We start from the raw sequence: 25,375 nt of genomic DNA on the forward strand, positions 1-25,375 counted from the left end.
TGATCCACCGCTATCGCGAGCAAGCTCGCTCCCACAGGGATCGTGTTTATTCAGTGCTTCCGGCGCGGGCCAACACGGCGTTGAGCAACACATCAGTGCCCTGGCGCACATCCTCGGGCAGTACGTCTTCGGCTTCGTTGTGGCTAAAACCGCCCACGCACGGGATGAACACCACGGCCGTCGGGCAGAACCGCGCCAGGTGGATCGCGTCATGTCCGGCGCCTCTGACAATCGACTGCTGAGCGTAGCCCAGCGCGTCCATGGCCTGTTGTACCGCCGCCACGCAGTCCGCGTCGAACGGCGTCGCCGGGCTGATCCAGTGCGGGGTGATCGCCAGTTTCAAACCGCGAGCGTCGGCGATCGCCTGCAGCCGCCCACGGACCTGTTGCTCCATCGCCTCGATGGTTTCATCGCGGTGATGACGCAGGTCGACGGTGAAGTTCACTAGACCCGGGATGGTGTTGTGCGACGACTTGTTGATGCCCAACTCACCGACCGTGGTCAGGCCTTCGGGGGCGAAGTCCGTCGCTTTTACTGTTTGTAGAACGCTTATGCGTGGGCCTTCAGTAGAAATTAAAAATGTGTGCATGCCTCAAGGTAAAACTTGAGCCTGGCCTTAAACCGCTGGAGCACCTGTGGGCGGAGGCTTCCACCTGTGAACTTCGACAAGCCGAGGACGAAATGCAAAAACTGAAAATGCTGCGTCCAAAAATCTCGGGCAAAAAAAATGGCCATCCCAAAGGCGGCCAGGAAAACAGGTGTTGATTCGAAGCAGGAGCTAGCGATTGCGCGCGAGTTATCGTACTGGCATTTCAATTTCAATTTTATGTTCAGCGCACGGAATCAGATGGCGAACCAAGGCGTGCCATCCCATCGTCAGACGCTGAATTTTCAACCTTGCTCTTACGATCAACCGGCTCTTTCCAAAGCGGAAAACAGGCTGACGAACTCCAATGACAGCTTATGGCGTGGAGCCAAGTGGATCATGGGCACCGACGTTTCATGGGACTCACGCATTTTGACCGTGCTGCTCAAGTAATCCGGTAACACGGGCAAGCCTTCGGCCACCAACTCGTCGATCAGCATCTGGTGCAAGCTGGCACGTGCCACAAATTGGTTGACCACCACACCTTCCACGATCAACGACTCATTATGGTCAGCCTGCAACTCGGCCACTTGCGCGATGACGCTATAGAGCGCCTGACGAGAAAAGCTGTCGCAATCGAATGGAATCAGCACGCGGTCGGCGGCGATCAGTGCGCTGAACGTATAAAAATTCAGGGAAGGCGGCGTGTCGATATAAATGCGTTCGTAATCTTCGGAAAGCTCCACCAACAAGCGGCGCAGCTTGTTGATCTTGAATTTGGACTCAAGCTTTGGCTGCAGATCGGCAAGCTCGCGGCTAGCCGTGACCAGGTGCAGATTTTCGTAGCGAGTATCGGTGATGGCCACCCGATTCTTTTTGCTGGCCGGGCCGCTGGATAAGGTTTGCTTGAAGAAATCGGCAATCCCCATGGGGATATCATCGCCTGTCAGCCCTGTCAGGTATTGAGTCGAGTTAGCCTGGGGATCGAGATCCACCAGCAGCGTCCTGTAGCCTTCGGCAGCACTGACAGCCGCGAGATTGCAGGCGATGCTGGATTTGCCAACGCCTCCTTTTTGATTGAACACAACTCGACGCATGTGGGAGGTAACCTGAAAAAAGATCTCCCTCGATCATAGGATTGAAACATTTCAGTAATATTTCTACGCGACAATTTTGTTTCATTTTTAAGACAGCAACTGCCATACCCTGACTGTGTCATCCGAGATGCAGTTAACGATAGGCGTGCCTGTACTTATGGCATTACAAGGAGGTCGACAATGCAATGTTCACTGGATGAAATACGCCACCAGATCCTGGACGCACAGCCGGTGTTGAAACGACTCGATATCGAGATGGAAGGGATTCAGTTTGATCCGCTGGTACCTTCAAGCGTCACGGCTGCCTACGCCAAGGTAGATCGGGTGATTGAGCATCTGTTGGCCCGGTTCAAGGCAAACCCCATCCTTGGGCCGTTAACGACAGAGCTGAAGTCCCAATATCTTGATGGCATTCGAGCGAAGGTAGCGCATGCCAGGAATGGCAAGTAGCCTGGAACTTCGTTAGCCCGGTGTCGCTTGGGACTCTTCAAAATGATGCCGTAACAATGGCATCTCTCGCTAATAGCCAACGCAGACACGCTCTCGCCCATAAAAATCCCTCCTGGCAAGCGAGATAAATAGCTAGCTATTTGTTAGTGAAAGTCTGAAGTATTCATTTGAACTTTCAGATTCTTTCTGTGTGCGGCCTGTGTCTAACATCGACTCCACAGCGAACCAGGCGCTTGGCAGCCTGGCGCCGTCGAAGTGCTTTTGCAGCAGGCCCTGGGATTTTTGAGGATCACCGATGAAGCTGGAAATTTTCCGAACGCTGTGGGGCTATACCGCCAGCAAGGCTCAGGCGCTCGAGGAGTTGCTGCACGCGGGCTTTGACGGCATGGAAGCACGCCTGCCACTGAACGCCCGTGAACGGACCGAGTTCGGCGCTTTTCTCCAGGCCAATCGCCTGGGCTATATCAGCACAGTCTTCACCGCGTACGACGTGCTGCCGGACCAGTCGGCAACGCCTGCCGTTCACCTCGATGACCTCGACCAGAAACTCGCCTGGGCTGCCGAACTCGGCCCACGCTTCGTCAACGTGCTGGCGGGCAATGACCGCTGGTCCTTGCCACAACAAGTGGAATTTTTTGGCCAGGCGCTGGATCTGGCGCGCAAGCACGGCCAGGTCTGCAGCTTTGAAACCCACCGCTCGCGCTCGCTGTTCAACCCTTGGGTGACCCTGGAGTTGATCCGCCAACTGCCCGACTTGTTGTTCACCAGTGACATCAGCCACTGGGTCGTGACCTGCGAACGCCTGTTGAATGATCCGGCCGATGACCTGAGCGCTTTCATCGAGCGGGTTCACCATATCCAGGCCCGGGTCGGTTACGACCAGGGCCCGCAGGTTCCGCACCCGGCAGCACCCGAATATGCAAAAGAACTGGCTTTCCATCAGCAGCACTGGGAAAGCATCTGGCGCTCACAGCAAGCCCGCGGTTACCAGGTCAGCACCCTGACCCCGGAATTCGGCGCCGACGGCTACCTGCATCATTTGCCCTTCACCAATGTCCCGGTCGCCGACCTGTGGTCATTGAACGTGTGGATGGGCCAGACCGAGCGCGAACACTTCGAGCGTTTCACCCACTCAAGCCATCCTTAGGGAGCCGATGCGTCATGCCTGACAATAAAAACAACAGCGCCAGCACTGACACACACAAAGCCAACTTCAACAGCATTCCGGTGGTCAACATCGCCGGTCTGTTCAGCTTTGAACTGGAACACAGACTGGCCGTGGCCGAACAATTGGGGCGCGCCGCCAGCGAGGTCGGGTTCCTCTATATCACCGATCACGGCATCGACCCGCAACTGATCGCCAACCTGCGCCAGGCTGCCAAAGACTTTTTCGACCAGCCCTTCGACACCAAGATGCGTCACTACATCGGCACCTCACAAACCCACAAGGGCTTTGTGCCCGAAGGCGAAGAGGTCTATTCCAAGGGCAAGCCGGACCACAAGGAAGCCTTCGACGTCGGCTTCGAAGTCCCGGCCGATGACCTGCTGGTGCTGGCCAACACCCCGTTGCTGGGGCCCAACGACTGGCCGCAGCTGCAAGGTTTCAAGGCCTCGGTGCAGGCCTACTATGCAGCCATCTTCGCCTTGGGCCGGCGCCTGTTCGGCGGCTTCGCCCTGACCCTGGGCCTGGAAGAAAACTATTTCGACAGCCTGGTCACCCGTCCGCCGTCCAAGCTGCGCCTGATCCACTACCCCTTCGACGGTGCCGCCCATGATGCACCGGGTCTTGGCGCCCATACTGATTACGAGTGCTTCACCATCCTTTTGGCCGACAAACCGGGCCTTGAGGTGATGAACAATCTTGGCCAATGGATCGATGCACCACCGATGGCCGATGCCTTTGTCGTCAACATCGGCGACATGCTGGAAGTGATGACGGCAGGCGCTTTCGTTGCCACTGCGCACCGGGTGCGCAGCGTGAAGGAGGAGCGTTATTCCTTTCCGCTGTTTTATGCCTGCGACTATCACACCCAGATCAAGCCGCTGCCCGGGTTCGCCCAGGCAGGTAACGACTACGAAGAAATTACGATCGGCGAACACATGTATGGCCAGGCGCTGCAGACCTATCAGTATCTGCGCCAGAGGGTGGCCAACGGGGAGGTTCAACTGCCAGGCAAGGCACGCAAGCCCGCCAGTTTCGGACATTTGAAAAATCAGGCGCAACCGTCCTGATTGAAGTTTTCAGCTACCCCCTACCTACGCCGGAGTCAGTAAATAATGAAAAACAATAAAAAAACCCTTTTGAGCCTGGCTGTATTGGCAGCCGGCATGTTCGGTGCTTCGGTGAGCATGGCCGCGGCAGACACGTTCAAGGTCGGCATGGAAATCACCTACCCTCCTTTCGAGTCCTACGACAAGGACAAAAACGTGGTGGGTTCGGACCCCGAGCTGGCAACGGCTCTGGCCAAGCAAATGAACGCCGAGGTGGAGTTCGTCGACACCAAGTTCCCGAGCCTGATCCTCGGCTTGAACTCCGGCAAGTACGACGCGGTCATTTCCGGCATGTACATCACACCGGAGCGCCAGACCCAGGCCCAGACCATCGCCTATGCCAACACCGGTGCCGCGGTCATGGTGCCCAAGGGCAGCGAGATCAATGCAAAAAAGCCTGAAGACCTGTGCGGCTTGAAACTGGGCCTGGAACAGGGCACGACCTGGGTCAAGGAATTCCGCAAGCTGTCCGATGAATACTGTGTGCCGAACAACAAAGGCGCGATCACTGTCAGCGAGTACCCTTCGGCACCCGAAGTAACCCAGGCCCTGCTGTCCAAGAACATCCAGGCCCAGGTCGAAATCGCCGGCGCGGCAAAAATGATCGCAGAAAAGACCAACGGCCGGGTGGTGATCACCACCGAGCATCCGATCTATCAGCAAACCCTGGGCATCTTCGTCAAGAAAGGTAACGACGAAACCTACCAGGCCGTGCAAAAAGCCTTCGAGGAGAGCAAAAAGAGCGGAGAATACGCCGCAATCCTCAAGAAATATGGTTTGGAAGAACCGACTGCCAACTAAGAACCTGTCCTTGTAGTCTGGTTATCTGCCTGCCCTGCACCGGGGCGGCAGATCGAGGTGCCCCATGCAATTCGATTGGTCGTATTTCTTATCCCTGTTCTCCCTGCCGGACTTCTGGAAGGCCTGCGTCACGGTGGTCCAGCTCAGTGCACTGGCCTGGTTCATCGGCATGCTGCTGGGTTTTGTCCTGGCCACGGCCAAGCTGTCCCAATCGCCCCTGCTGCGCATTCCCGCGGCGGTCTACATCTGGTTCTTCCGCAGCATCCCGTTGCTGGTGCTGGTGGTGTTCGTCTACAACCTGCCGCAATTGTTTCCCGGCAGCGGACCGATTCTGTCCAACCCCTTCTACGCAGGCCTGCTGGCCCTGGTGGTCACTGAAGCGGCGTACATGGCGGAAATCCATCGTGGCGGCCTGATCTCCGTGGCCAAGGGCCAGAAGGAAGCCGGACGCGCGCTGGGTGTCGGCCTGTTCGGCATGCAACGCCTGATCGTGATCCCCCAGGCTTTCCGCATTTCGCTGCCCACCCTGATCAATGAATACATCACGGTGGTCAAGCTGACGTCGCTGGTCTCGGTCATTTCCCTGACGGAAATCCTCACGGTCGGCCAACGCCTCTATGCCACCAACTTCCTGGTCATGGAAACCCTGGCGGCGGTGGGCGTCTACTACGTGTTGATCGTCACCGTGTTCGGTTATTTCCTGCAGCGTCTGGAGCGCTACCTGGACCTGAACTTCCGCAAGCCGCACACGCTCGACGCGGCCACCATCGCCCGCTTCAAGGCCAGCGCCGAAGCCTTGCCCGACACTGCGCGCAAAGCCGCCGGCAACAACGCAACGCCCATCCTGCAACTGAAGAACATCCAGAAGAGCTATGGCACGCACAAGGTGCTGCTGGGTATCGACCTTAATGTCGAATACGGCCAGGTGGTCTCGATCATCGGGCCATCCGGCTCCGGCAAGACGTCGCTGATCCGCACGGTCAACGGCCTGGAAAGCATCGATACCGGCGACATTCTGTTGTTCGGCGAAAAATTCATCGAGGCTTCGGACAAGCCCAACAGCTCCCGCCTGCGCAAAGGCGTGCGGCACATCGGCATGGTGTTCCAGAACTTCAACCTGTTCCCGCACCGCACCATTCTCGACAACGTCACCCTGGCACCGCGTTACCACGGCCAGCCGGGCGAGCTGAGTGAACATCGCGCCTATGCGCTACTGGACAAGGTCGGCCTGCTGGCCCATGCCCACAAGTACCCGCACCAGCTCTCCGGCGGGCAGCAACAGCGCGTGGCGATCGCTCGAGCCCTGGCGATGGAGCCGCAGATCATGCTGTTCGACGAGCCGACCTCGGCCCTCGACCCGGAACTGGTCAACGACGTGCTGAACGTGATCCGCGACCTGGCGAAAGAAGGCATGACCATGCTGATCGTGACCCACGAAATGGACTTTGCCATGTCGATATCCGACCGGGTCGTGTTCATGGAGAACGGTAATATCCAACTGGATGCCGCACCTGAAACCATACGATGCGATGCCAAAGGAGAACGAGTGCGACGCTTCATGGGAATCAGTACCCCATCGCCAAGCCTGTCTGCAACGCTGGATCATGCATGAGCAGGGTGCTGCCATAGGCGCCCCCTTACATTGAGCTTCCTTCTTTCAGGAAAACCCGCATGAATCTTGGAATAGCAGGACGCTGGGCGCTGGTATGCGCCGCCAGCAAAGGTCTGGGCAAAGCCTGTGCACAGGCTCTCGTTAACGAAGGCGTGAACGTGGTGATCACCGCACGGGGCGAGCACACGCTGAATGAAACAGCCCGTCAGCTCAGGGTGATAAACCCTGAAGTGACGGTCATCGCCGTAGCCGGAGACATATCGACGCCCGAGGGCCGGGCGGCAGCGCTCAAGGCCCATGAGCATTTCGATATCCTGATCAACAACGCTGGAGGCCCTCCCCCCGGGGATTTCCGCGAATGGAATCGCGACGCCTGGCTGAAGGCGCTGGATGCCAACATGCTGACCCCTATCGAGCTGATCAAGGCAACGGTAGACGGTATGGCGGCACGCGGATTTGGCCGAATCATCAACATCACGTCGAGTGCCGTGAAGTCCCCTATCGAAAGCCTGGGTCTGTCCAATGGTGCGCGCAGTGGTCTGACGGGGTTTATCGCAGGGCTTGCCCGGCAAGAAAACATTGCCAGTCGTAATGTGACGATCAACAACCTGCAACCGGGCTCATTCGACACCGATCGACTGCGTGACAACCTGGTCGCTGCTGCCCAGGAGTCAGGGCAAGACAGTGAGGCATTCCTTGACCAATGCCGTCGCGAAATTCCTGCCAGACGCTTCGGCTCAGCCGAGGAGTTCGGAGCGCTGTGTGCCTTCGTTTGCAGCAGCCATGCGGGCTACCTGACCGGGCAGAACCTGTTGATCGATGGCGGGGCCGTTCGCTCCAGCCAATAATGGGCAAGGGCTATGTAGGTGTACCCGGGCAATCAGGCTTGAGTTCGCGGCCCCGCCCGGGCGAGCTTTGCTGATCAGGGTTTACGCGCAATGATCACCTGACTTTTCGCCACCACGGCATCCAGCGCCTGCTTGATCTGTGCACCCCGTGGCGAGGCCAGGATCGCCTGCCAGGTATCCGCCCAGTGATTGAGCAACGGATGGTCCGGGTTGCTGAAATCGACCTTGGCTTCCCAGAACAACAGCATCCACATCGACCAGTAGAATCCGTACTGGCTGTGGCTGATCACTTCCAGGCCGGCATCGCTGACCATGGCCTTGAACTGCTCTTCGCTGATGATGCGAATGTGGTTGGGTTTCTGGAAATACTCGGCCGCCGCGATATCTTTCTGCAGGTCTTCGGAGCTGGGATGCGGGACGCTCAGCAGGTACAGCGCGCCCGGTTTACCGACACGCACCAGTTCAGCGAGGAACTGGGCCGGATCGTCCACGTGCTCGATGACCTCGGTCGACACCACCCGCGTGGCGGTCGCATCGGCAATCGGCAGCGGGTTGCAGTCGGTGACGTGGCATTCGACGTCGCGGGCCGGTGTATCGCCCAGGCGCTGGCGGGTCGCTTCGACCTTGGCCGCGTCGATGTCGGCGATGATGATCTTCGCCCCGCGCATCCCGCAGAAATGCACGTTGCCGCCGTCGCCGCAGCCTACGTCCAGCAGCGTGTCCTCGGGGGTTACCGGGAAGCCGGTGAACAGTTCGCCGGTTTGCTGGTTGAACCAGCCACTGAGCATCGCGTCGTGCAGGCCGAGCATGTAGGGGTCGACTTTCTCCGCCACTGGCGCCGCGGGCGCTGTCTCTGGCTGCACAGGCGCGGGCGTGCCCGCCGTGAGTTTCTTTAAAAGGCTCAGCATGAGGTAGCTCCAGAGGATGGGACGGCTGTTCGGGAGGTGCCCAGGCGTTTGACCAGCGAGGCGCCGCGGTTGCGCATGGGCATTTCGATGTAGCGATAGTTGAGTTCGCTCAGCAGCACGATCAGGCCGCCAGCCATCAGCAACATCAGAATCGGATGGCCAGCGGGACTGGGCAGCCCGGCAGCCTGTAAACGGAAAATGAATTCACGAACCAGCAAGTAGGCCGGGATATGGATCAAGTAGATCCCGTAGGAACGGCTGCCGACCCACGTCATCAGGTTTTTGAACACGCCGCGCGGCAACAGGTAATCGCGGTTGTAAGAAGCGATCCACACCAGCAGCGCACACAACAGCGCAATCACGCCGATCCGGTAAGAAGTGAAGGTGAAACGATCCGTTGCCATGAAGCTGAGCAGCAGCGACACCGCGATCAGTGCGGCAACACCCACCCATGGACGACGCAGGAATTTTGGCTCCCAGCGCCGGTACGAAGGCTGCACGCTCCACATCGCCAACAGCACGCCAAGGGCCAGCGCGTCGGTGCGCACCACCATCAGGATCGGCGTGCGCAAGGTAAACAATTGCAGCGCCACCAACGCCAGCAAGGCCCACACCAGGTGTTTGCGCAACAGCACGATCAGCAGCGGAAACAGCAGGTAGAACTGCTCTTCCAGCGACAGGCTCCAGTACACGAAACTGGTGCCGTACTCGTAGTGATAAAAACTGTCGGCAAAGCGGAAATTGGCGTACTGGGCGACGCCGGCCAGGGTCGCCTGAAGGTTCGCGTACAGCGTGCCGAACGCGCCGGAACGGTTGAGAAAAAGACACGCCAGCAACATCAGCGCCAGCCATAACCAGGCCGACGGCAGCAAACGAAAGGCCCGACGCAACCAGAAATTGCGCGTCTGTTGCCAATACTCCCGACGCGTGGTGCAGCGGCGCAAGGCCGGGATCAGGCTGCGGGCAATGACGAAGCCCGAGATCGCGAAAAACAGATCCACGCCCCACCACGGCTGGCTGTACAGCGTGATGCTCTGCAACAACGGAACAGCCGCCGCGAACAGGCTGTCCTGCAGGTGATGAAACAGCACGCCAAGCACCGCAATGCCGCGCAGCAACTCGATGTCCATGATCCGTTTTTCGTTGCTCATGCGCCCTCCTGGACATACGGTTTGCGAGCAATGATCACCTGGCTCTTGGGCATGAACCGGTCCAGCATCTGCTTGATCGCCAACCCGTCGGGCTGGGCCAGCAAGTCCTGCCATGTTTTCGCCCAGCTCTCCATCAGCGGCGGATACGGCGCCTGAATCCGGTCGCGAACCGCACCACCCAGATCGCGCCCGGCGGCCCGTTCACTGGCCCAGAAAAAAATCATGCCCATCACCCAGAAAAACCCGGTGGCCTGACGATGTTCGATGACCAGGCCCGCGTCTTCCACCAGCGCGGCGAATCGCTCGGGACTGAAAATCTGCACATGATTGGGCGATTGAAAATAACTGGCCGGGGCGATGCCTTTCTGCAAATGCTCGCCCACCGGGGACGGTACGCTCAGCAGGTAGAGCGCGCCGGGGCGGCCCATGCGCACCAGTTCGGCCATGAAGGGTTCTGGCTGATCGATGTGCTCCAGCACTTCCATGCACACGACTTTGCTCGCGCAACCATCGGCCAGAGGCAGTGGCAGGCTGTTGCTGACCAGACCTAGATTCGCCTTGTCCGACTGCGCTTGCACTTGCCGCGCCAGGTCGCGGACCTTGTCGTACTCACTGTCGGTGAAGATCACCGACGCGCACTGGCGCACCGCAAACAAGGTCGCGACCCCTTCACCACAGCCGACATCCAGCAAGGTGTCGTCGGCGGTAATGGCAAACCCTTTGAGCAATTCGCCGCTGTCACCCGAAAACCAGCCGTCATGCATTGCATCGTGCAAGCCCACATCTCTTGGCGACACACGAGATTGCTCGACCGGCAACGGCGCGGGCCGGGGCTCGGGTTTCGTCTCTGCAAAGAAACGTCTGACCAATGCGCGAATCATGCCTCAGGGGTTTCCACGACACGGTTCTCGAACAGGCGCTCAAAAAATACGCCAAGCCGTTGCTCGGCGGTGGCCTGACAGCAGAATTTCTTGAGGCTGGCCACTGCGTGCGCGGACATCTGTGCATAACGCCCCGGATCACCCTTGGCCACGTCATAGCTTGATTGGTAAGCCCTGCACAACGACGCCCAATCGGTGACGTAGCGCAAGGTACGAAACGCCCTGCGCGGGTCATGTGGCCAGGCCGTCAGCTCATCGGTGGAGTCAATCAGGAATGCATTATCGGCATCCAGATAATCGATCATCGCCGTGGTCCGTGGCGCCACGGCCGGTTTGCCACAGGACATGAACTCCATCAGCGGAAGACATTGGCCTTCGCCGTAGGACGTGTTGACCACGTAACTCGTGGCCTGCACCAGCTGCTCATAGTCCGCGTCAGCCAGATAGCCGTAAATCAGCACGACCCGGCAGCGGTAAGACTGGTTTTTGTACAAGTGGTGAAGGATGTCGGTCAGCGCTTCTTCGGCATCGTGATGCGTCAATTTGAGCACCAGCGTTGCGTCGTCCACCTCGCGAAACGTCACGCAAAAGGCACTGAGCATGTCTTCCCAATTCTTGCGCCCGTCACTGGGGTTGAACACAGAAGTGTAGATCACGCCGTCGAGGACCAACTCGTGTTCACTCGGCGGGGCCTCGAAATCAATACCCACACCTTGACGAGTGGCCACGGGGCCGAAGGCTCGCAAGTCGAGTTCACGGCTGTCTGCCAGCAACCCCTTGAGCGTCAACCGCACCTGACTGGCCAAGGGCTGACATTGCAAGTGGGCGCCGCGCTCGGAAAACCGATCCCATACCGGGGCCGGTACCGCGATGACCGGATAGTCGGTGCCCATCGCCTCGCGCACCGCATTCACGGTGTAGCTGGAATGTGTAATCGCTGCACCCGCTGCCCGCAACACCGTGCGCCAGTCATTGAGCGGGTCACCGGCAAAGGGTTCGTTGGGGATGGTGCTGAATTCCCACGCGAACACCGGCAGCGTCGGGCAGGCGAAATTGACCGGCGTGCGATGAGGCGGTGAGAACGACAGGAACACGCATTCTTCACCACGGGACAGACAGTCCATGTACAAAGCATCGACTTCGGTCTGCGGGTCGCTGACTTCTACCACTCGCCCCAGCCGCTCCAGCACGGGTCGGTACTCCTTGAGCACGAAGTAATAGCTGTACTCCGAGCGGCCAAGGTTCTGGGCAATGGTGTGCTGGTTGGTTTCCGAATGAATGATGATCAGCATGAGGCGGTATCCGTCACGGTTGCTGTCGGCAAAGCCTGTGGTGCCAGCCCGAAAAAATCCGCCATGCGTTTCTGTACCGGGGCGAAAGCGCAGTAATCGTGCATGCGCTCGACGGCGGCGAGGGACATGCGCTGATACTCCAGGGGTTGTTCCTTGGCCAGACGGTAGCTGTTTTCGTAAGCGGTTTTCAGCGAACCCCAATCCGGCCGGTAACGCAGGGTGCGGTAGATGATGCGAGTGTCCTGCGGCCAGATGGTCAGCTCTTCGCTGGACTTGACCACAAACGCCACACGCTCATCGATGTAGTCCTCCATGGCCGTGTGATCCGGGGCAATCACCGGTTTACCGCTGGCCATGAACTCCATCAGCGGCAGGCACAGCCCTTCGCAGCGCGAGGCATTGACGTAGTAACTGGCGGCTTCGTACAGCCGGGCGTATTGCGGGTCGTCCAGGTAGCCGTGCATGACCACCACCCGACAGGCGAACGGCGAAAGCTGCGCGAGCAACGTCATCAGTTCGTCGTGGTAGGACGACAGATCGCTTTGGGTAATCTTCAGCACCAGTGTCGCGTCAGGCGTTTCGCGGAACGCCCAGCAGAATGCAGTGATCAGTTGATGCCAGTTCTTGCGACCGTCACGCGGGTTGAACACGGTGACGTACACCACACCGTCAACCTGTGTTTCGACCTGGGCGGTGGTGTCCGGCCACTGTCGCGGTTCTGGCTCGGGTACTGCAATCGTCTGCGGGCCGGCGATGGCCGGCAGCCAGCCAGCGAGACGCTCATGGGCGGCATCCGACAACAAGTCGCGAATCCCTTCCCAGTACCACTGGCTTAGAAAATGCGTGCGATGCACCGGGATCGGCAGCGATTTACCTTTGTCCAGGCGCCACATATGCAGGTAATGGCGAGCAATCACCAAGCGGCGCTTGAGCGTCAGCGGCGGTGGCTTCAATGCCTCCAGCTCGGCCTCGAGCGCCGCCAGTTCCTCGGCGGTCGGCACGACGGGAATCAGTGCATCGGCACTCAGCCCGAGTGTGCGCGTATCGAAGATGCACCCCTTGATGTCCAGGGTCGAGCCGGCGCTGATCGGGACGCTGGTGTGGCGACTACGAATGTCGGCGAAGTTTTCCCACAACGGCGTCGGCAACACCAGCACCGGAAAGTCTTCACCCATGGTCCGGCGAATCGCCCGGGCGGTATGGCTGGAGAGTGTGATCACCCGGCCCTGCCGCGCCAGCATTTGCGTCCAGTCCTGACGCGGGTCGTTATCCCATTGTTCATCGGGAATCGAATCAAACTCCCAGGCCACCACGCAGATCGTCGGGCACTCAAGGTCGTTCGGGGTTTTCTGCGGCGGCGTAAACGACAGGAACAGACTGTCTTCGCCGGCGGCCAATAACTGTTTGTAGAGCGGATCGACCTCGGCGGTGGAGGACACCACATGCACTCGCCCAAGGCTTTCGAGCGCAGGGCGATACGCCTTGAGCACGAAGTAGTAACTGTATTCGGGACGACCAAGGTTCTGGCTGATGGAGCTGTCGTTGATGTCCGAGTAAAGAATGAAATTCATGGCATCCCACGATGAAACCGCCATCCCGGCGGCCTCACTCTATGACGGAAAAACCATGGATCGAGCCGGCACTCGCCAGTCCTCGTCCATCGTCTTTTTGCCCGTCTACGTTCTTGTTTTAAAGGACAGATTCGCAGAGTCCCGGAACAACCCACACGAACGCCGGTTAATCGTGACGAGGGGCATTCTAAACACATCCATTGAGGATTCGTGAACCGCCCGGCGAGAATAAATCAGGCTACGCTGAGGAGAACCGATCAGTCACTTTTGGACTTGTTGAAATTACCGAGCAAATGGCACAGATTGGCTACCAAACAACTACAACAAACATTTCACCTGTCTTTCGAGCGATCATATCGACTCGTGAGACCTTTCCATGAAGACTGTGGAAACTGGATGAAATGCATGACCAAGGGGTCGCTGTTTGAAAAAGCGTCTGTTTGTCACGGGTCTGACCGGATTCGTAGGACAACACATCCAATCGCGTTTGCAGGCTGATGCCTCGGAATGGGAGCTTCTACCTGCTCCTTGTCGCTACGATCTCTGCGAGCCGGACAGCCTCGAAGGCCTGTGGCCGGAAATGCCCGATGCGGTGATTCACCTGGCCGGCCAGACTTTCGTCCCGGACGCCTTTCGTGATCCGGCGCGCACCCTGAAAATCAACCTGCTGGGCACCCTGAACCTGCTGCAAGCCCTCAAGGCGCGCGGCTTCACCGGCACATTTCTGTACGTCAGCTCCGGTGATGTCTATGGCCAGGTCACCGAAGAGCATCTGCCCATCACTGAATTGCAGCCACCCTGCCCGCGCAATCCATATGCCGTGAGCAAACTGTCGGCAGAATTCCTGAGTTTGCAATGGGGCCTGAGCGAAGGCTGGCCGGTACTGGTCGCCCGCCCGTTCAACCACATCGGCACAGGGCAGAAAGACAGCTTCGTCATCGCCAGCGCCGCCCGTCAGATCTGCCGGATCAAGCAAGGCCTGCAAGGGCCAGAGCTGGAGGTCGGGGACATCGATGTCACGCGCGATTTCCTTGATGTCGCGGACGTGGTCTCGGCCTATCTGGCCTTGCTGGAAAAAGGCACACCGGGGCAGGTGTACAACATTTGCTCGGGGCACGAGCGGAGCATTCGCAGTTTGATCGAGCAGCTGGCAGATCTTGCCCAGGTCGACCTGCAATTGGTCCAGGACCCAGCGCGACTTCGCCGCGCGGATCAGCGTCGGGTGTGTGGCAGCCCTGCCAGGCTGGTCCAGACCACCGGATGGAAGTCTGAAATCACAACACAACAATCCCTGCGGGCGATCCTGTCCGACTGGGAGAAGCGAGTACGACAAGAATGACTAAAAGTGCATTGATCACAGGTATCACCGGCCAGGATGGCGCGTATCTGGCCAAACTGCTGCTCGACAAGGGCTACAAGGTCCACGGCCTGGTGGCGCGTCGCAGCAGCGACTCGCGCTGGCGCCTGCGCGAGATGGGAGTCGAAGCGGACATCGTCTACCTGGACGGCGACATGGCCGATGCCTGTTCAGTGCAGCGCGCGGTGATCAAGTCGGGGCCGGACGAGGTCTACAACCTCGCCGCGCAAAGCTTTGTCGCGGCCTCCTGGGATCAACCGGTGACCACCGGCATCGTCGACGGTCTGGGCGTTACCCACCTGCTCGAAGCGATCCGTCAGTTCAGTGCGCACACGCGTTTCTACCAGGCGTCGACCAGCGAAATGTTCGGCCTGATCCAGGCCGAACAGCAGGACGAGAACACACCGTTCTATCCGCGCAGCCCTTATGGCGTAGCCAAGTTGTACGGCCACTGGATCACCGTGAACTACCGCGAGAGCTTCAACCTGCACGCCAGTAGCGGCATCCTGTTCAACCATGAATCACCGCTGCGCGGCATCGAGTTCGTCACACGCAAAGTCACCGACGCCGCCGCCCGGATCAAGCAGGGCAAGCAGCATGAACTGCGCCTGGGCAACATCGACGCCAAGCGCGACTGGGGCTTTGCCGGGGACTACGTCGAAGCCATGTGGCTGATGCTGCAACAGGACAAACCCGACGACTTCGTGGTGGCCACCGGCGTGACCACCACCGTGCGCGAGATGTGCCGGATCGCCTTCGATCACGTGGGCCTGAACTACCGCGATTACGTGAAGATCGACCCGGCGTTCTTCCGCCCGGCCGAAGTCGAAGTGCTGCTCGGCAACCCGGCCAAGGCCCAGCGTGTGCTGGGCTGGAAACCAAAAACCGATCTGGATACCTTGATCCGCATGATGATGGATGCGGACATGAAACGCGTCGCCAAGGAGTAGGCCATGCTGATTCCCGTGATTCTCTCCGGCGGTGCCGGGACCAGATTGTGGCCGGTGTCGCGTGAAGGCCATCCCAAACCGTTCATGACCTTGCCTGACGGCCAGTCGCTGCTGGGCAAGACCTATCGGCGGGCCGCGGACCTGCTCGACGGCTGGGGCGATATCGTCACGGTGACCAACCGCGAGTACTACTTCCAGAGCAAGGATCACTTTCGGGACGCGCACCTGGGCCGTCATCGCGGGCACTTCCTGCTGGAGCCGACGGGGCGCAATACGGCGCCGGCCATTGCCGCCGCCGCCCTCTCCCTGCAGGCCCTGCATGGTGACGACGCGATCATGCTGGTCATGCCCGCCGACCACCTGATCGTCAATGTCGACGCGCTGAAGGACGCAGTCGAGCATGCCGTGACATTGGCCAGGTGTGGTCACCTGGTGACCTTCGGTGTCGTGCCGACCGCTGCGGAAACCGGTTTTGGCTACATTGAAGCCGGCACATCGCTGGACGATAAAGGCGCTGCCAGCGTGCGGCGCTTCGTCGAAAAACCCGACCTGCAAACCGCGACGCATTACCTGGAAAGCGGCAACTTCCTGTGGAACTCCGGGATGTTCTGCTTCTCGGTCGCCAGCGTACTGGCCGAGCTGAAAACCCATGCTCCCGACCTGCTGGAGCAGACGCAGACCTGCATGACCGCCAGCGCTGCGGTGGAAAACGCCGGGAGCCTGCAACAGGAACTGTCGCCGGCCCTGTTTGGCGAAATCATGGATATTTCCATCGACTACGCGTTGATGGAGCGCTCCGACAAGGTAGTCGTCGTGCCGGCCCGTTTCGACTGGAGCGACATCGGCTCCTGGGGTGCGGTGGCCGCGCTGGTACCGGCGGATGCACAAAACAACCGCGCCGTCGGCGAGTCGATATTCATCGACAGCCACAACAACTTCGTCCAGAGCGATAACCGTCTGGTCGCGACCGTCGGTGTGGATAACCTGATCATCGTCGACACCGCCGACGCGGTGCTGGTGGCCCACGCCGACCGCGCCCAGGATGTGCGCCGGGTGGCCAGGCAGCTCAAGGATAAAGAGCACGAAGCCTATCGCCTGCACCGTACGGTCAGCCGGCCATGGGGTACCTACACCGTGCTCGAGGAAGGCCCGCGCTTCAAGATCAAACGCATCGTGGTCAAGCCCGGCGCCAAGTTGTCATTGCAGATGCACCACCATCGCAATGAGCACTGGGTGGTGGTCGAAGGCATGGCCAAGGTCACCAACAATGGCACCGGCACGCATCTGGTGGCCAAGAACGAATCGACCTTCATTGCAGCCGGTCACAAGCATCGCCTGGAGAATCCCGGCGTGATCGACCTGGTGATCATCGAGGTGCAAAGCGGCGAATACCTGGGAGAGGACGACATCGTCCGCTTCGAAGATCAATACGGCAGGACGGTTTGAATGCTGCTTTCCCTTTACCGCACGCTGGGCAGCTATCGAGGGTTCATTCTCGGTAGCGTCCAGCGAGAGTTTCAGGCGCGTTATCGCAATTCGTTGTTCGGTGCCCTGTGGACCGTGCTCAATCCGCTGTCGATGATCATTGTCTACACCGTGATTTTTTCCCAGATCATGCGCGCGCGTTTGCCAGGGGTAGATGATGGCATGGCCTACAGCATCTACCTCTGCGCCGGGTTGCTGACCTGGGGCTTGTTCGCAGAGATCACCGTGCGCAGCCAGAACATGTTTCTGGATAACGCCAACCTGCTGAAAAAAATCAGCTTTCCACGGATCTGCCTGCCGGTGATCGTGCTGTTGAATGCCGGTATCAACTTCGCAATCATCATCGGCCTGTTCCTCGGTTTTCTGTTGATCACCGGTCGACTACCGGGCCTGGCGCTGTTGGCGCTCATTCCTCTGCTGGCATTACAGGTGATGTTCTGTGCCGGCTTGGGGATTATTCTTGGCGTATTGAATGTGTTTTTTCGCGATGTCGGGCAATTTTTCGCCATCTGTCTGCAATTCTGGTTCTGGTTGACGCCAATCGTTTACCCGATGAGCATCCTGCCCGACTGGGTGCAGCGCTTGCTGCAATTCAACCCCCTGACCAACCTGATCACCAGCTACCAGAACATCTTCCTGTACGGCCAATGGCCCGTCTGGAGTTCGTTGCTGCCGATCATGGTCGCCAGCGTATTGCTCTTCGTCATCGGCCTGCGGCTGTTTCGGCAGAGGGTCGGTGAAATGGTGGATGAACTCTGATGGGGCACATACGCGTCACCGGCCTGGGCAAGGCCTATAAACAATACCCAACCCGCTGGAGTCGACTGGCCGAGTGGCTGATCCCGTTTTCGCCGATCCGCCATCGCCAGCATTGGGTGCTGCAAGACGTGACCTTCCAGATTGCCCCCGGAGTATCGGTGGGCATCGTCGGGGTCAACGGCGCCGGCAAAAGCACTTTGTTGAAGATGATCACCGGCACCACCCAACCCACCTGCGGCACCATTGAGCTCGAAGGCCGCGTCGCCGCCCTGCTGGAATTGGGCATGGGTTTTCATGCGGACTTTACCGGCCGCCAGAATGCGGTCATGGCCGGGCAACTGCTGGGTATGCAGGTCGAAGAAATACAAGCCTTGATGCCGGAAATCGAACGTTTCGCGGAGATAGGCGACGCCATCGACCACCCGGTGCGCACCTATTCCAGCGGTATGCAAATGCGCCTGGCGTTCAGCGTGGCCACCGCACGGCGCCCGGACATTTTGATCGTCGACGAAGCGCTGTCGGTGGGCGACGCCTATTTTCAGCACAAAAGTTTCGACCGCATCCGCAGCTTTCGCAAAGCCGGTACCACGCTGTTGATCGTCTCCCATGACCGCTCGGCGATTCAGTCGATCTGCGACTCGGCGATCCTCCTGGAAAACGGCCACATGGCCATGCACGACACACCCGAAACCGTCATGGATTACTACAACGCCCTGCTCGCCAAGCGTGAAGGACAGACCGTGCGCCAGGAAGCCCTCGCTGGCGGCCAGGTCAGTACCATTTCGGGAACGGGTGAAGCCAGGATTCTGAGCGTGCGCTTGCTCGACCAACATGAACGCTCCATCGACGCCGCCGAAGTCGGCCAGCCGGTCGTGCTGGAGGTCAATGTCGAGGTTCGCCAGGACATCGAACGGCTGGTACTGGGCTTCATGATCAAGGATCGCCTGGGCCAGGCCATGTACGGCATCAACACCCATCGCCAGGATCAGGCATTGACCGATCTGCAGGCTGGCGAGCGCGTGACCTATCGCTTTGCGTTCGTCATGGGGCTGGGCAAGGGTAACTATTCCGTGGCGTTGAGCTTGTCACGCCTGGATTCGCACCTGGACCGCAACTTCGAGTGGCGCGATTACGGGTTGGTGTTCCATGTGATCAACAACCGCCAGGAAGATTTTGTCGGCTGCTCGTGGCTGGCCGCGAAGACCACCGTCACGCGCTCGAGCGCGCCGGTCACCTCGGAGAGCACGCCATGACGCGTCTTTTGGTGGAGTGCACGCACGTATTCCAGCACCCCAAGGTCAATTCGGGCATTCAGCGGGTGGTGCGCAACGTCGTCAACCAGCTACCGGAATCGGTCGACGGTGTTGAATGCATCCCGGTTGTGATGCTCAAGGGCAAACTCTATCGGGTACTGAAACTCGGCGCGCTGAACATTCCGTTTTTCGATCAATTGATGATGTTCGGCGGGCGACTTGGCCGGCTGGCACATCGTTTCTGGCAATGGCACCAGCGGCTCGACCAACGTTTGGCATCGCGGTTCGCCCGACGCGTAGTGTACGTGGCTTATCGACTGACAGCGCTGACCTGCTTCAGCGTGCCGCTGCACCTGATCGACCAGCTCGATCAGTATCAACTGCCCAAACGTTGCGCACCGTTGCAGCATCAACCGGGGGACCAACTGGTGTTGCTGGACTCGTCCTGGCACACCGACTTTTTCCCGTTTGCCGAACAGCTCAAACGTGAAGGCGTGGGTATTGTTTCAGTAATCTACGATTTGATTCCCCTGACTCACCCGCAGTTTTACGACTCACGGCTGGTGCAGGTGTTCAACGAGTGGTTCGACTGGATCACCCAAACCGCCGATGGCTACGTGGCCATTTCCGCCACGGTGCGTGACCAGGTGCGTGAGGAAGTTCAGCGCCGTCTGGGCTCCGCCAAGGCCGCCGAGTTGTGGTTCGATTATTTCCACCTGGGCTCCGAACTCGATCTGAGGGAAGTCAACGCCACCGTGGAACCGCGTCTTGCCCGGCTGTTCGCGACATCGGAACCGGTGTTTCTGATGGTCAGTACCATCGAGCCGCGCAAGAACCACGCCTATCTGCTGGACGCCTTCGAACGGGCCTGGGCGGCAGGCTCCACTGCCCGGCTGTGCATTGCCGGGCGAGTCGGCTGGAAATGCGATGCACTGCTGGCCCGGGTCCGTAATCACCCGCAGCTGAACCAACGACTGTTCATGTTCAATGATCTGAGCGACACCAGCCTCGAGCATGCCTACACCCACGCCAGCTCACTGGTGTTTCCGTCTTTTGTGGAAGGCTTCGGCCTGCCGCTGGTAGAAGCCATGCAGCGTGGACTGCCGGCCATGGGCAGCGACATTGCGGTCTTTCGCGAAATCGGCGGCGAGTTCATGGCGTACTTCGATCTGGCCAAGCCACAAAGCCTGGCTGATCTGGTCATTGGTTTCGAGGGCAGCGGTCAATTCCCGGCCACTCGCGACGTCGCGGACTGGCGCTGGATCGGCTGGCGTGAAGCCAGTGCGCAACTGGCTTCACGCACCCTGCGCAATCTCCCGGACGTGCCGCTCATACAAGAGAGGCAACATGCGCATTGCCCTTAACGCGCGGATTCTCCAGGCGCCGCGCACCGGCATCGGCCACTACGTCGCCGAACTGGCGAACGCCCTGGCGGGTGAACCGGATATTGAATTGGCGCTGTTTCATGGCTGGGGCTGGAGTGATGTGCTGCCGGAAGCGGCCATGCCCGGTTATTCCCGACTGACGCCATTGCTGCGGCAGATTCCGGGGGCTTATCAGGCCCGACGGTGGCTGGAGCAGAAACGCTTCGATCAGGGCCGCGCGCAAGCCATCGACGTCTACCACGAACCGAGTTTGTGGCCGCTGTCGTTCGACGGTCCGACCGTCATCACCCTGCATGACCTGACTCACCTGCACTATCCCGAAACGCAGCCACCGGCGCGCTTGCGAGAAATCGAACGGCGCGTGGCCGACGGCGTGCGACAGGCAAGCCTGATTCTGACCGACTCGCAGTTCATTGCTGACGAAGCCCAGGCACATTTCGGGTTACCGACCGAGCGATTTGTCGTCGCCCCACTCGGTGTAGCCGCGCGTTTTCACCCGCGGTCCCCCGAGGCTATCGACGCCGTACTCAAGACCCATGGCGTCGAAGCGCGGGAATACTTCCTCTGTGTCGGTACCCTGGAACCGCGCAAGAATCTGTCCCTCGCCCTGCGCGCCCACGCCCGACTGACGGAATCAGTCCGTCAGCGTCTTCCATTGCTGATCGTCGGCATGGCCGGCTGGCAGCGCGAGCAGTTCAGCGAAGAATTGCACCAGGCCCTGGCCAGCGGTCATGTCTGTTTGCTCGGCTATTTGCCTGACGAGCACGTTGCACAGCTACTGGCCGGCGCCCGGGCATTGATTTTTCCGTCGCTTTACGAAGGTTTTGGCCTGCCGGTGCTGGAGGCCATGGCCTGCGGCACACCGGTCATTCTGACCAGCCGTGCGGCCATGCCCGAAGTCGCAGGCTCTGCGGGTAACTATGTTGAACCGGATGAAACCGACGGCTTGCGCGATGCAATGAGTCGTCTGATCGAGGATCTAGCGCATTGGCAGGCATGCCGAGAAGCCGGATTGCTACAGGCAAGGCTTTTTACCTGGGAAGGCTGCGCGCAAGTCACGGCCAGCGCTTACCGCCAGGCAATGGGAGGTTGAATGCGAGTTCTTCATTTTTTCAAGACGTACCTGCCTGACTCGGTCGGCGGGATCGAACAAGTGATTTTCCAGTTGTGCGAAAGCGGTGCCCTGCACGGCGTTGAAGGCAAGGTGCTGACCCTCAGTGCCGATCCGACACCGCCGGTGATGCAGATCGCTCAACATGAAGTCCATCGAGCCAGACTCGACATTCAGTTCGCCTCCACAGGGTTTTCCTGGAGCGTCTTCAAACAGTTTCGCGAGCTGGCAGCCGAGGCCGACGTGGTCAATTACCACTTTCCCTGGCCGTTCATGGACCTGGTGCATTTCGCCAGCGGCCTGAACAAACCCAGCGTGGTGACGTACCACTCGGACATCATCCGCCAGAAACACCTGCTCAAACTTTACCGGCCGCTGATGAATCGCTTTCTGCACAGCGCCGACCGGATCGTCGCTGCATCGCCCAATTACCTGCACACCAGTGATGTGCTGCAACAGTTTCAGCACAAGACCCGAGTGATTCCCTATGGACTGAACAAAGCAGGTTACCCACAGCCTGACAGTGATCGAGTGGCCCACTGGCGGCAAAAGCTCGGCGACAAGTTCTTTCTGTTTGTCGGTGTGATGCGCTACTACAAAGGTTTGCACATTCTGCTCGACGCCCTGAAGGACCTGGATTACCCGACAGTGATTGTCGGTGCCGGCCCACTGGAAGCAGAGCTGCATGCCCAGGCGACCGCCTTGGGTTTACGCAATGTCCACTTCCTCGGGCGTCTGGGGGACGAGGACAAAGTAGCGCTGCTGCAACTGAGCTACGCCATCGTGTTCCCGTCACACCTGCGCTCCGAAGCCTTCGGCATTTCGCTGCTTGAAGGCGCGATGTATGGCAAACCGATGATCTCCAGTGAGATTGGCACTGGCACCAGTTACATCAACATCCATAACGAGACCGGGCTGGTGGTGCCGCCGAGCAATCCATTGGCGTTTCGTGAGGCGATGCGCACGCTTTGGGAAAACCCGGCGCTGGCGGCGCAAATGGGCGAGAAGGCGCAGGCCCGTTATCAAAATCTGTTTACCGCGGACGAAATGGGTCGCAAATGGACGGCCTTGTATGAGGAACTGCTGGAAGAAAAAGCCCTCGCCTACGCATGAGCATCCGTGATGCCTGTGCTATGAAGCCATGTGGGCTCAGACGTGAGGATCGCCCGGCACCTTGCTCGGCGCGGCGTACTGCGGCTTGAGGTGCCCTTCTTGATCGAGTAGCCAGGCGTCCATGATCTCCCGGACGACCGGTCCGGCGACGCGGCCACCCGCCTCGCCGTTTTCGATCATCACCGAAATCACGATCTTCGGATGTTCGGCCGGGGCGAAGCCGACGAACAAGGCATTGTCGCGGTTACGCTCGCGGGTTTTCTCCCGGTTGTAACGTTCGCCCTGCTTGATCGCCACCACCTGCGCGGTACCACTCTTGCCGGCGATACGATACTGCGCCCCTGCCGCTGCGGCCCGGGCAATCCCGCGGGCATCGTGCATCACCATCTGCATACCATGGTTGACCTGCTCCCAGTCGCGCGGATCCTTGAGCAGAATATTCGGCATCGGATGTTCATCCACCGGCGCGACGCCGTCCACGGTTTTGGCCAGGTGCGGGCGATTCCACACGCCTTTGTTGGCAATCAGCGCCGTGGCCTGAGCCAACTGCAGCGGCGTAACCTGCATGTAGCCCTGGCCGATGCCGAGAATCACCGTCTCGCCCGGAAACCAGGCCTGACGGCGGGTGGCGCGTTTCCAGGCTTGGGATGGCATCAGCCCAGGGGCTTCTTCATTCATGTCCAGGGAGACTTTCTCCCCCAGCCCGAACATGGCCATGTAGTCGTGCAGGCGATCGATACCGAGCTTGTGTGCGAGGTCATAGAAATAGGTGTCGTTGGAACGCATGATCGCCGCATCCATATCCACCCAACCATCGCCGCTGTGGTTCCAGTTGCGGTACTTGTGATCGAAATCCGGTAGCTGGTAATAACCGGGGTCGAACACACGGGTCTGTGGCGTGACGACACCTGCATCGAGGCCAGCGATTGCCACTTCCGGCTTGATGGTCGAACCCGGGGCATAGAGACCACGCAGCACACGATTGAACAGCGGCCGATCAATGGAATCCCGTAGCGAAGAGTATTCCTTGGAACTGATACCGGTGACGAACAGATTCGGATCGAAACTCGGGTTGCTGACCATGGCCAATACTTCGCCGGTCGACGGATCCAGCGCGACCACCGAGCCACGGCGATCGCCCAGGGCTTGCTCGGCGGCTTCCTGCAGCTTGACGTCGAGGCTCAGGACAATGTTTTCGCCTGGCACCGGGTCAGTGTGCTTGAGCACTCGCAGCACGCGGCCCTGGGCATTGGTTTCGACTTCCTCATAGCCGACATGGCCGTGCAGTTGCGCCTCGTAGAATTTTTCGATTCCGGTCTTGCCGATGGATTGGGTGCCTCGGTACTCGACCGTATCCAGAGCCTTTGACTCTTTCTCGTTGATACGTCCGACGTAGCCGACCGAATGAGCGAAGTGCTCGCCCAATGGATAGTGCCGAACGAACTGCGGCTCTACATCAAGGCCCGGCAGGCGGAACTCGTTGACGGCGAGAATGGCAATCTGCTCTTCGGTCAGTTCATAGAACAGCGTCACGGGTACGAAGGGGTGACGAGCCTGCTTCATCACCTTGTCGAACTGCGAGCGGTCTTCAGCGGGCAGGTGCAGGAGATTTACGACTTCGTCCAGCTCTTCGCTGACATTGGAAGCACGTTCGCGGGTGATGGTCAGGTTGAAGCTGGGACGGTTGTCAGCGAGGAGTACACCGTTGCGGTCATAGATCAATCCGCGGGTAGGCGTAATCGGCAGGACATGAACGCGATTGTTTTCGGAGATGGTCGAGTGATAGTCGAATTCGACGACTTGCAGGACGTACAGGCGTACTACCAGCGCACAGGTGACAGCGGCAACGAACAAGGCGCAGGCCATGAGTCTCTTGTTGACCAGGCGTGTCTCTTTTTCGTGGTCCTTGATCGGTATCGGTTCAGGCACTTGTGCAGCAACTCATTGAAAGGAATGCCGATCCGTGGGCGCAAACTCAGTCCATTAAAAATGAGCTGCACCATAGCAAAACCGTGGAGTCAGATTTGTGTGATTTTTTTTAAAAAGCTCGCCCTGCTTTTCGAGCGCAAAAACAAAACCCCTACCTGCATGCGCAGATAGGGGTTTCGGAATTTAATCTTGACGATGACCTACTCTCACATGGGGAAACCCCACACTACCATCGGCGATGCATCGTTTCACTGCTGAGTTCGGGATGGGATCAGGTGGTTCCAATGCTCTATGGTCGTCAAGAAATTCGGGTACTGAGTCGTGACCAGGTGGCCTCGCTTCAGCAAATTGGGTAGGTGATAGCTTTCGGTGTTTTGTGAGCGTCGAACTTTCGGTTCATTTTCGTCTTCACACACCGCAATCTGATGCTCTTTCGAGTAGTCAAATTGCTTGGGTGTTATATGGTCAAGCCTCACGGGCAATTAGTATTGGTTAGCTCAACGCCTCACAGCGCTTACACACCCAACCTATCAACGTCGTAGTCTTCGACGGCCCTTCAGGGGAC

The 25,375-nt window shown here is 59.0% G+C and carries 21 protein-coding genes, 2 rRNA genes and 1 pseudogene; 14 read left to right on the forward strand and 10 right to left on the reverse strand.

The window, feature by feature from the left end:
• Positions 1-46: 46 nt before the first annotated feature.
• Positions 47-529, reverse strand: a pseudogene (locus tag AC1DWG_RS08720) (M20/M25/M40 family metallo-hydrolase); the annotation flags it as partial.
• A 380-nt stretch (positions 530-909) separates the two neighbouring features.
• Positions 910-1,683 (reverse strand): ParA family protein, encoded by a 774-nt coding sequence (locus AC1DWG_RS08725; RefSeq protein WP_477787650.1) that lies wholly within the window; start codon positions 1,681-1,683, stop codon positions 910-912.
• A 180-nt stretch (positions 1,684-1,863) separates the two neighbouring features.
• On the opposite strand from AC1DWG_RS08725, the gene AC1DWG_RS08730 reads away from it, so the two are divergent.
• From AC1DWG_RS08730 to AC1DWG_RS08755, 6 genes are all read left to right on the forward strand, one after another.
• A complete protein-coding gene (locus tag AC1DWG_RS08730; protein ID WP_008051067.1) occupies positions 1,864-2,133 on the forward strand; it encodes a hypothetical protein in 270 nt (89 codons plus the stop codon).
• A gap of 295 nt (positions 2,134-2,428) precedes the next feature.
• Positions 2,429-3,280: a sugar phosphate isomerase/epimerase family protein gene (locus AC1DWG_RS08735; protein ID WP_477787651.1), complete on the forward strand. Its 852-nt coding sequence runs from the start codon at positions 2,429-2,431 to the stop codon at positions 3,278-3,280.
• 14 nt (positions 3,281-3,294) lie between these two features.
• A complete protein-coding gene (locus AC1DWG_RS08740) occupies positions 3,295-4,365 on the forward strand; it encodes an isopenicillin N synthase family dioxygenase (protein ID WP_477765141.1) in 1,071 nt (356 codons plus the stop codon).
• 45 nt (positions 4,366-4,410) lie between these two features.
• The gene (locus AC1DWG_RS08745; protein ID WP_477765140.1) at positions 4,411-5,205 is read left to right on the forward strand and encodes an ABC transporter substrate-binding protein; all 795 of its coding nucleotides are present in this window, start codon (positions 4,411-4,413) and stop codon (positions 5,203-5,205) included.
• 64 nt (positions 5,206-5,269) lie between these two features.
• Complete coding sequence (locus AC1DWG_RS08750) at positions 5,270-6,817, forward strand: amino acid ABC transporter permease/ATP-binding protein (RefSeq protein WP_477787652.1); 1,548 nt, start codon at positions 5,270-5,272, stop codon at positions 6,815-6,817.
• Positions 6,818-6,876: 59 nt separating this feature from the next.
• Positions 6,877-7,665 (forward strand): SDR family oxidoreductase, encoded by a 789-nt coding sequence (locus tag AC1DWG_RS08755; RefSeq protein ID WP_477765138.1) that lies wholly within the window; start codon positions 6,877-6,879, stop codon positions 7,663-7,665.
• A gap of 74 nt (positions 7,666-7,739) precedes the next feature.
• Here the strand turns inward: AC1DWG_RS08755 and AC1DWG_RS08760 are convergent, their stop codons facing one another.
• From AC1DWG_RS08760 to AC1DWG_RS08780, 5 genes are read right to left on the reverse strand one after another with little or no spacing between them, the layout of a single operon-like run.
• Complete coding sequence (locus AC1DWG_RS08760; RefSeq protein WP_477787653.1) at positions 7,740-8,573, reverse strand: class I SAM-dependent methyltransferase; 834 nt, start codon at positions 8,571-8,573, stop codon at positions 7,740-7,742.
• On the reverse strand, positions 8,567-9,724 hold the full coding sequence (locus tag AC1DWG_RS08765; RefSeq protein ID WP_477787654.1) for an acyltransferase family protein: 1,158 nt from the start codon (positions 9,722-9,724) through the stop codon (positions 8,567-8,569). Before AC1DWG_RS08765 ends, AC1DWG_RS08760 begins: the two co-directional genes overlap by 7 nt.
• Positions 9,721-10,605 carry a class I SAM-dependent methyltransferase gene (locus tag AC1DWG_RS08770; RefSeq protein ID WP_477756417.1) on the reverse strand — a complete coding sequence of 295 codons (885 nt, stop codon included), beginning with the start codon at positions 10,603-10,605 and terminating at the stop codon, positions 9,721-9,723. The genes AC1DWG_RS08765 and AC1DWG_RS08770 overlap by 4 nt, the downstream gene beginning before the upstream one ends.
• On the reverse strand, positions 10,602-11,897 hold the full coding sequence (locus AC1DWG_RS08775) for a glycosyltransferase (protein WP_477787655.1): 1,296 nt from the start codon (positions 11,895-11,897) through the stop codon (positions 10,602-10,604). Before AC1DWG_RS08775 ends, AC1DWG_RS08770 begins: the two co-directional genes overlap by 4 nt.
• A complete protein-coding gene (locus AC1DWG_RS08780; RefSeq protein WP_477787656.1) occupies positions 11,891-13,468 on the reverse strand; it encodes a glycosyltransferase in 1,578 nt (525 codons plus the stop codon). Before AC1DWG_RS08780 ends, AC1DWG_RS08775 begins: the two co-directional genes overlap by 7 nt.
• Before the next feature lie 424 nt (positions 13,469-13,892).
• Between AC1DWG_RS08780 and AC1DWG_RS08785 the strand changes: the two genes are divergently transcribed.
• The 8 genes from AC1DWG_RS08785 to AC1DWG_RS08820 are packed head-to-tail and all read left to right on the forward strand — an operon-like array spanning position 13,893 to position 22,881.
• Positions 13,893-14,807, forward strand: coding sequence for a GDP-mannose 4,6-dehydratase (locus AC1DWG_RS08785; RefSeq protein ID WP_477787657.1), 915 nt, complete (start codon positions 13,893-13,895; stop codon positions 14,805-14,807).
• The gene (gene gmd, locus AC1DWG_RS08790) at positions 14,804-15,775 is read left to right on the forward strand and encodes a GDP-mannose 4,6-dehydratase (RefSeq protein ID WP_477787658.1); all 972 of its coding nucleotides are present in this window, start codon (positions 14,804-14,806) and stop codon (positions 15,773-15,775) included. Before AC1DWG_RS08785 ends, gmd begins: the two co-directional genes overlap by 4 nt.
• Before the next feature lie 3 nt (positions 15,776-15,778).
• Positions 15,779-17,221 (forward strand): mannose-1-phosphate guanylyltransferase/mannose-6-phosphate isomerase, encoded by a 1,443-nt coding sequence (locus AC1DWG_RS08795; RefSeq protein ID WP_477765132.1) that lies wholly within the window; start codon positions 15,779-15,781, stop codon positions 17,219-17,221.
• Positions 17,222-18,019 (forward strand): ABC transporter permease, encoded by a 798-nt coding sequence (locus AC1DWG_RS08800; RefSeq protein WP_477765131.1) that lies wholly within the window; start codon positions 17,222-17,224, stop codon positions 18,017-18,019.
• Positions 18,019-19,272 (forward strand): ABC transporter ATP-binding protein, encoded by a 1,254-nt coding sequence (locus AC1DWG_RS08805; RefSeq protein WP_477787659.1) that lies wholly within the window; start codon positions 18,019-18,021, stop codon positions 19,270-19,272. The genes AC1DWG_RS08800 and AC1DWG_RS08805 overlap by 1 nt, the downstream gene beginning before the upstream one ends.
• Positions 19,269-20,636 (forward strand): glycosyltransferase family 4 protein, encoded by a 1,368-nt coding sequence (locus AC1DWG_RS08810; protein ID WP_477765129.1) that lies wholly within the window; start codon positions 19,269-19,271, stop codon positions 20,634-20,636. The genes AC1DWG_RS08805 and AC1DWG_RS08810 overlap by 4 nt, the downstream gene beginning before the upstream one ends.
• Positions 20,620-21,750 carry a glycosyltransferase family 4 protein gene (locus AC1DWG_RS08815; protein WP_477787660.1) on the forward strand — a complete coding sequence of 377 codons (1,131 nt, stop codon included), beginning with the start codon at positions 20,620-20,622 and terminating at the stop codon, positions 21,748-21,750. The genes AC1DWG_RS08810 and AC1DWG_RS08815 overlap by 17 nt, the downstream gene beginning before the upstream one ends.
• Positions 21,751-22,881 carry a glycosyltransferase family 4 protein gene (locus AC1DWG_RS08820; protein ID WP_477765127.1) on the forward strand — a complete coding sequence of 377 codons (1,131 nt, stop codon included), beginning with the start codon at positions 21,751-21,753 and terminating at the stop codon, positions 22,879-22,881.
• A gap of 36 nt (positions 22,882-22,917) precedes the next feature.
• Here the strand turns inward: AC1DWG_RS08820 and mrdA are convergent, their stop codons facing one another.
• The 3 genes from mrdA to AC1DWG_RS08835 form a co-directional block, all read right to left on the reverse strand.
• Entirely contained in the window at positions 22,918-24,810 is a 1,893-nt protein-coding gene (mrdA, locus tag AC1DWG_RS08825) for a penicillin-binding protein 2 (protein ID WP_477787661.1), read from the reverse strand.
• Positions 24,811-24,997: 187 nt separating this feature from the next.
• Positions 24,998-25,113: ribosomal RNA gene (gene rrf / locus AC1DWG_RS08830) — 5S ribosomal RNA — on the reverse strand.
• A 158-nt stretch (positions 25,114-25,271) separates the two neighbouring features.
• A 23S ribosomal RNA gene (locus AC1DWG_RS08835) occupies positions 25,272-25,375 on the reverse strand; the annotation flags it as partial.

The sequence above is a fragment of the Pseudomonas sp. P4_B3 genome (assembly GCF_056402295.1).

Bases quoted from the DNA above. Each gene is read 5' to 3' on its own strand.
- AC1DWG_RS08755 (WP_477765138.1), top strand. From the start codon at position 6,877: ATGAATCTTGGAATAGCAGGACGCTGGGCGCTGGTATGCGCCGCCAGC.
- AC1DWG_RS08820 (WP_477765127.1), top strand. From the start codon at position 21,751: ATGCGAGTTCTTCATTTTTTCAAGACGTACCTGCCTGACTCGGTCGGC.
- AC1DWG_RS08805 (WP_477787659.1), top strand. From the start codon at position 18,019: ATGGGGCACATACGCGTCACCGGCCTGGGCAAGGCCTATAAACAATAC.
- AC1DWG_RS08795 (WP_477765132.1), top strand. From the start codon at position 15,779: ATGCTGATTCCCGTGATTCTCTCCGGCGGTGCCGGGACCAGATTGTGG.
- AC1DWG_RS08800 (WP_477765131.1), top strand. From the start codon at position 17,222: ATGCTGCTTTCCCTTTACCGCACGCTGGGCAGCTATCGAGGGTTCATT.
- gmd (WP_477787658.1), top strand. From the start codon at position 14,804: ATGACTAAAAGTGCATTGATCACAGGTATCACCGGCCAGGATGGCGCG.
- AC1DWG_RS08770 (WP_477756417.1), bottom strand. From the start codon at position 10,605: ATGATTCGCGCATTGGTCAGACGTTTCTTTGCAGAGACGAAACCCGAG.
- AC1DWG_RS08745 (WP_477765140.1), top strand. From the start codon at position 4,411: ATGAAAAACAATAAAAAAACCCTTTTGAGCCTGGCTGTATTGGCAGCC.
- AC1DWG_RS08765 (WP_477787654.1), bottom strand. From the start codon at position 9,724: ATGAGCAACGAAAAACGGATCATGGACATCGAGTTGCTGCGCGGCATT.
- AC1DWG_RS08760 (WP_477787653.1), bottom strand. From the start codon at position 8,573: ATGCTGAGCCTTTTAAAGAAACTCACGGCGGGCACGCCCGCGCCTGTG.
- AC1DWG_RS08780 (WP_477787656.1), bottom strand. From the start codon at position 13,468: ATGAATTTCATTCTTTACTCGGACATCAACGACAGCTCCATCAGCCAG.
- AC1DWG_RS08775 (WP_477787655.1), bottom strand. From the start codon at position 11,897: ATGCTGATCATCATTCATTCGGAAACCAACCAGCACACCATTGCCCAG.
- AC1DWG_RS08810 (WP_477765129.1), top strand. From the start codon at position 19,269: ATGACGCGTCTTTTGGTGGAGTGCACGCACGTATTCCAGCACCCCAAG.
- AC1DWG_RS08735 (WP_477787651.1), top strand. From the start codon at position 2,429: ATGAAGCTGGAAATTTTCCGAACGCTGTGGGGCTATACCGCCAGCAAG.
- AC1DWG_RS08730 (WP_008051067.1), top strand. From the start codon at position 1,864: ATGCAATGTTCACTGGATGAAATACGCCACCAGATCCTGGACGCACAG.
- AC1DWG_RS08815 (WP_477787660.1), top strand. From the start codon at position 20,620: ATGCGCATTGCCCTTAACGCGCGGATTCTCCAGGCGCCGCGCACCGGC.
- AC1DWG_RS08750 (WP_477787652.1), top strand. From the start codon at position 5,270: ATGCAATTCGATTGGTCGTATTTCTTATCCCTGTTCTCCCTGCCGGAC.
- AC1DWG_RS08725 (WP_477787650.1), bottom strand. From the start codon at position 1,683: ATGCGTCGAGTTGTGTTCAATCAAAAAGGAGGCGTTGGCAAATCCAGC.
- AC1DWG_RS08740 (WP_477765141.1), top strand. From the start codon at position 3,295: ATGCCTGACAATAAAAACAACAGCGCCAGCACTGACACACACAAAGCC.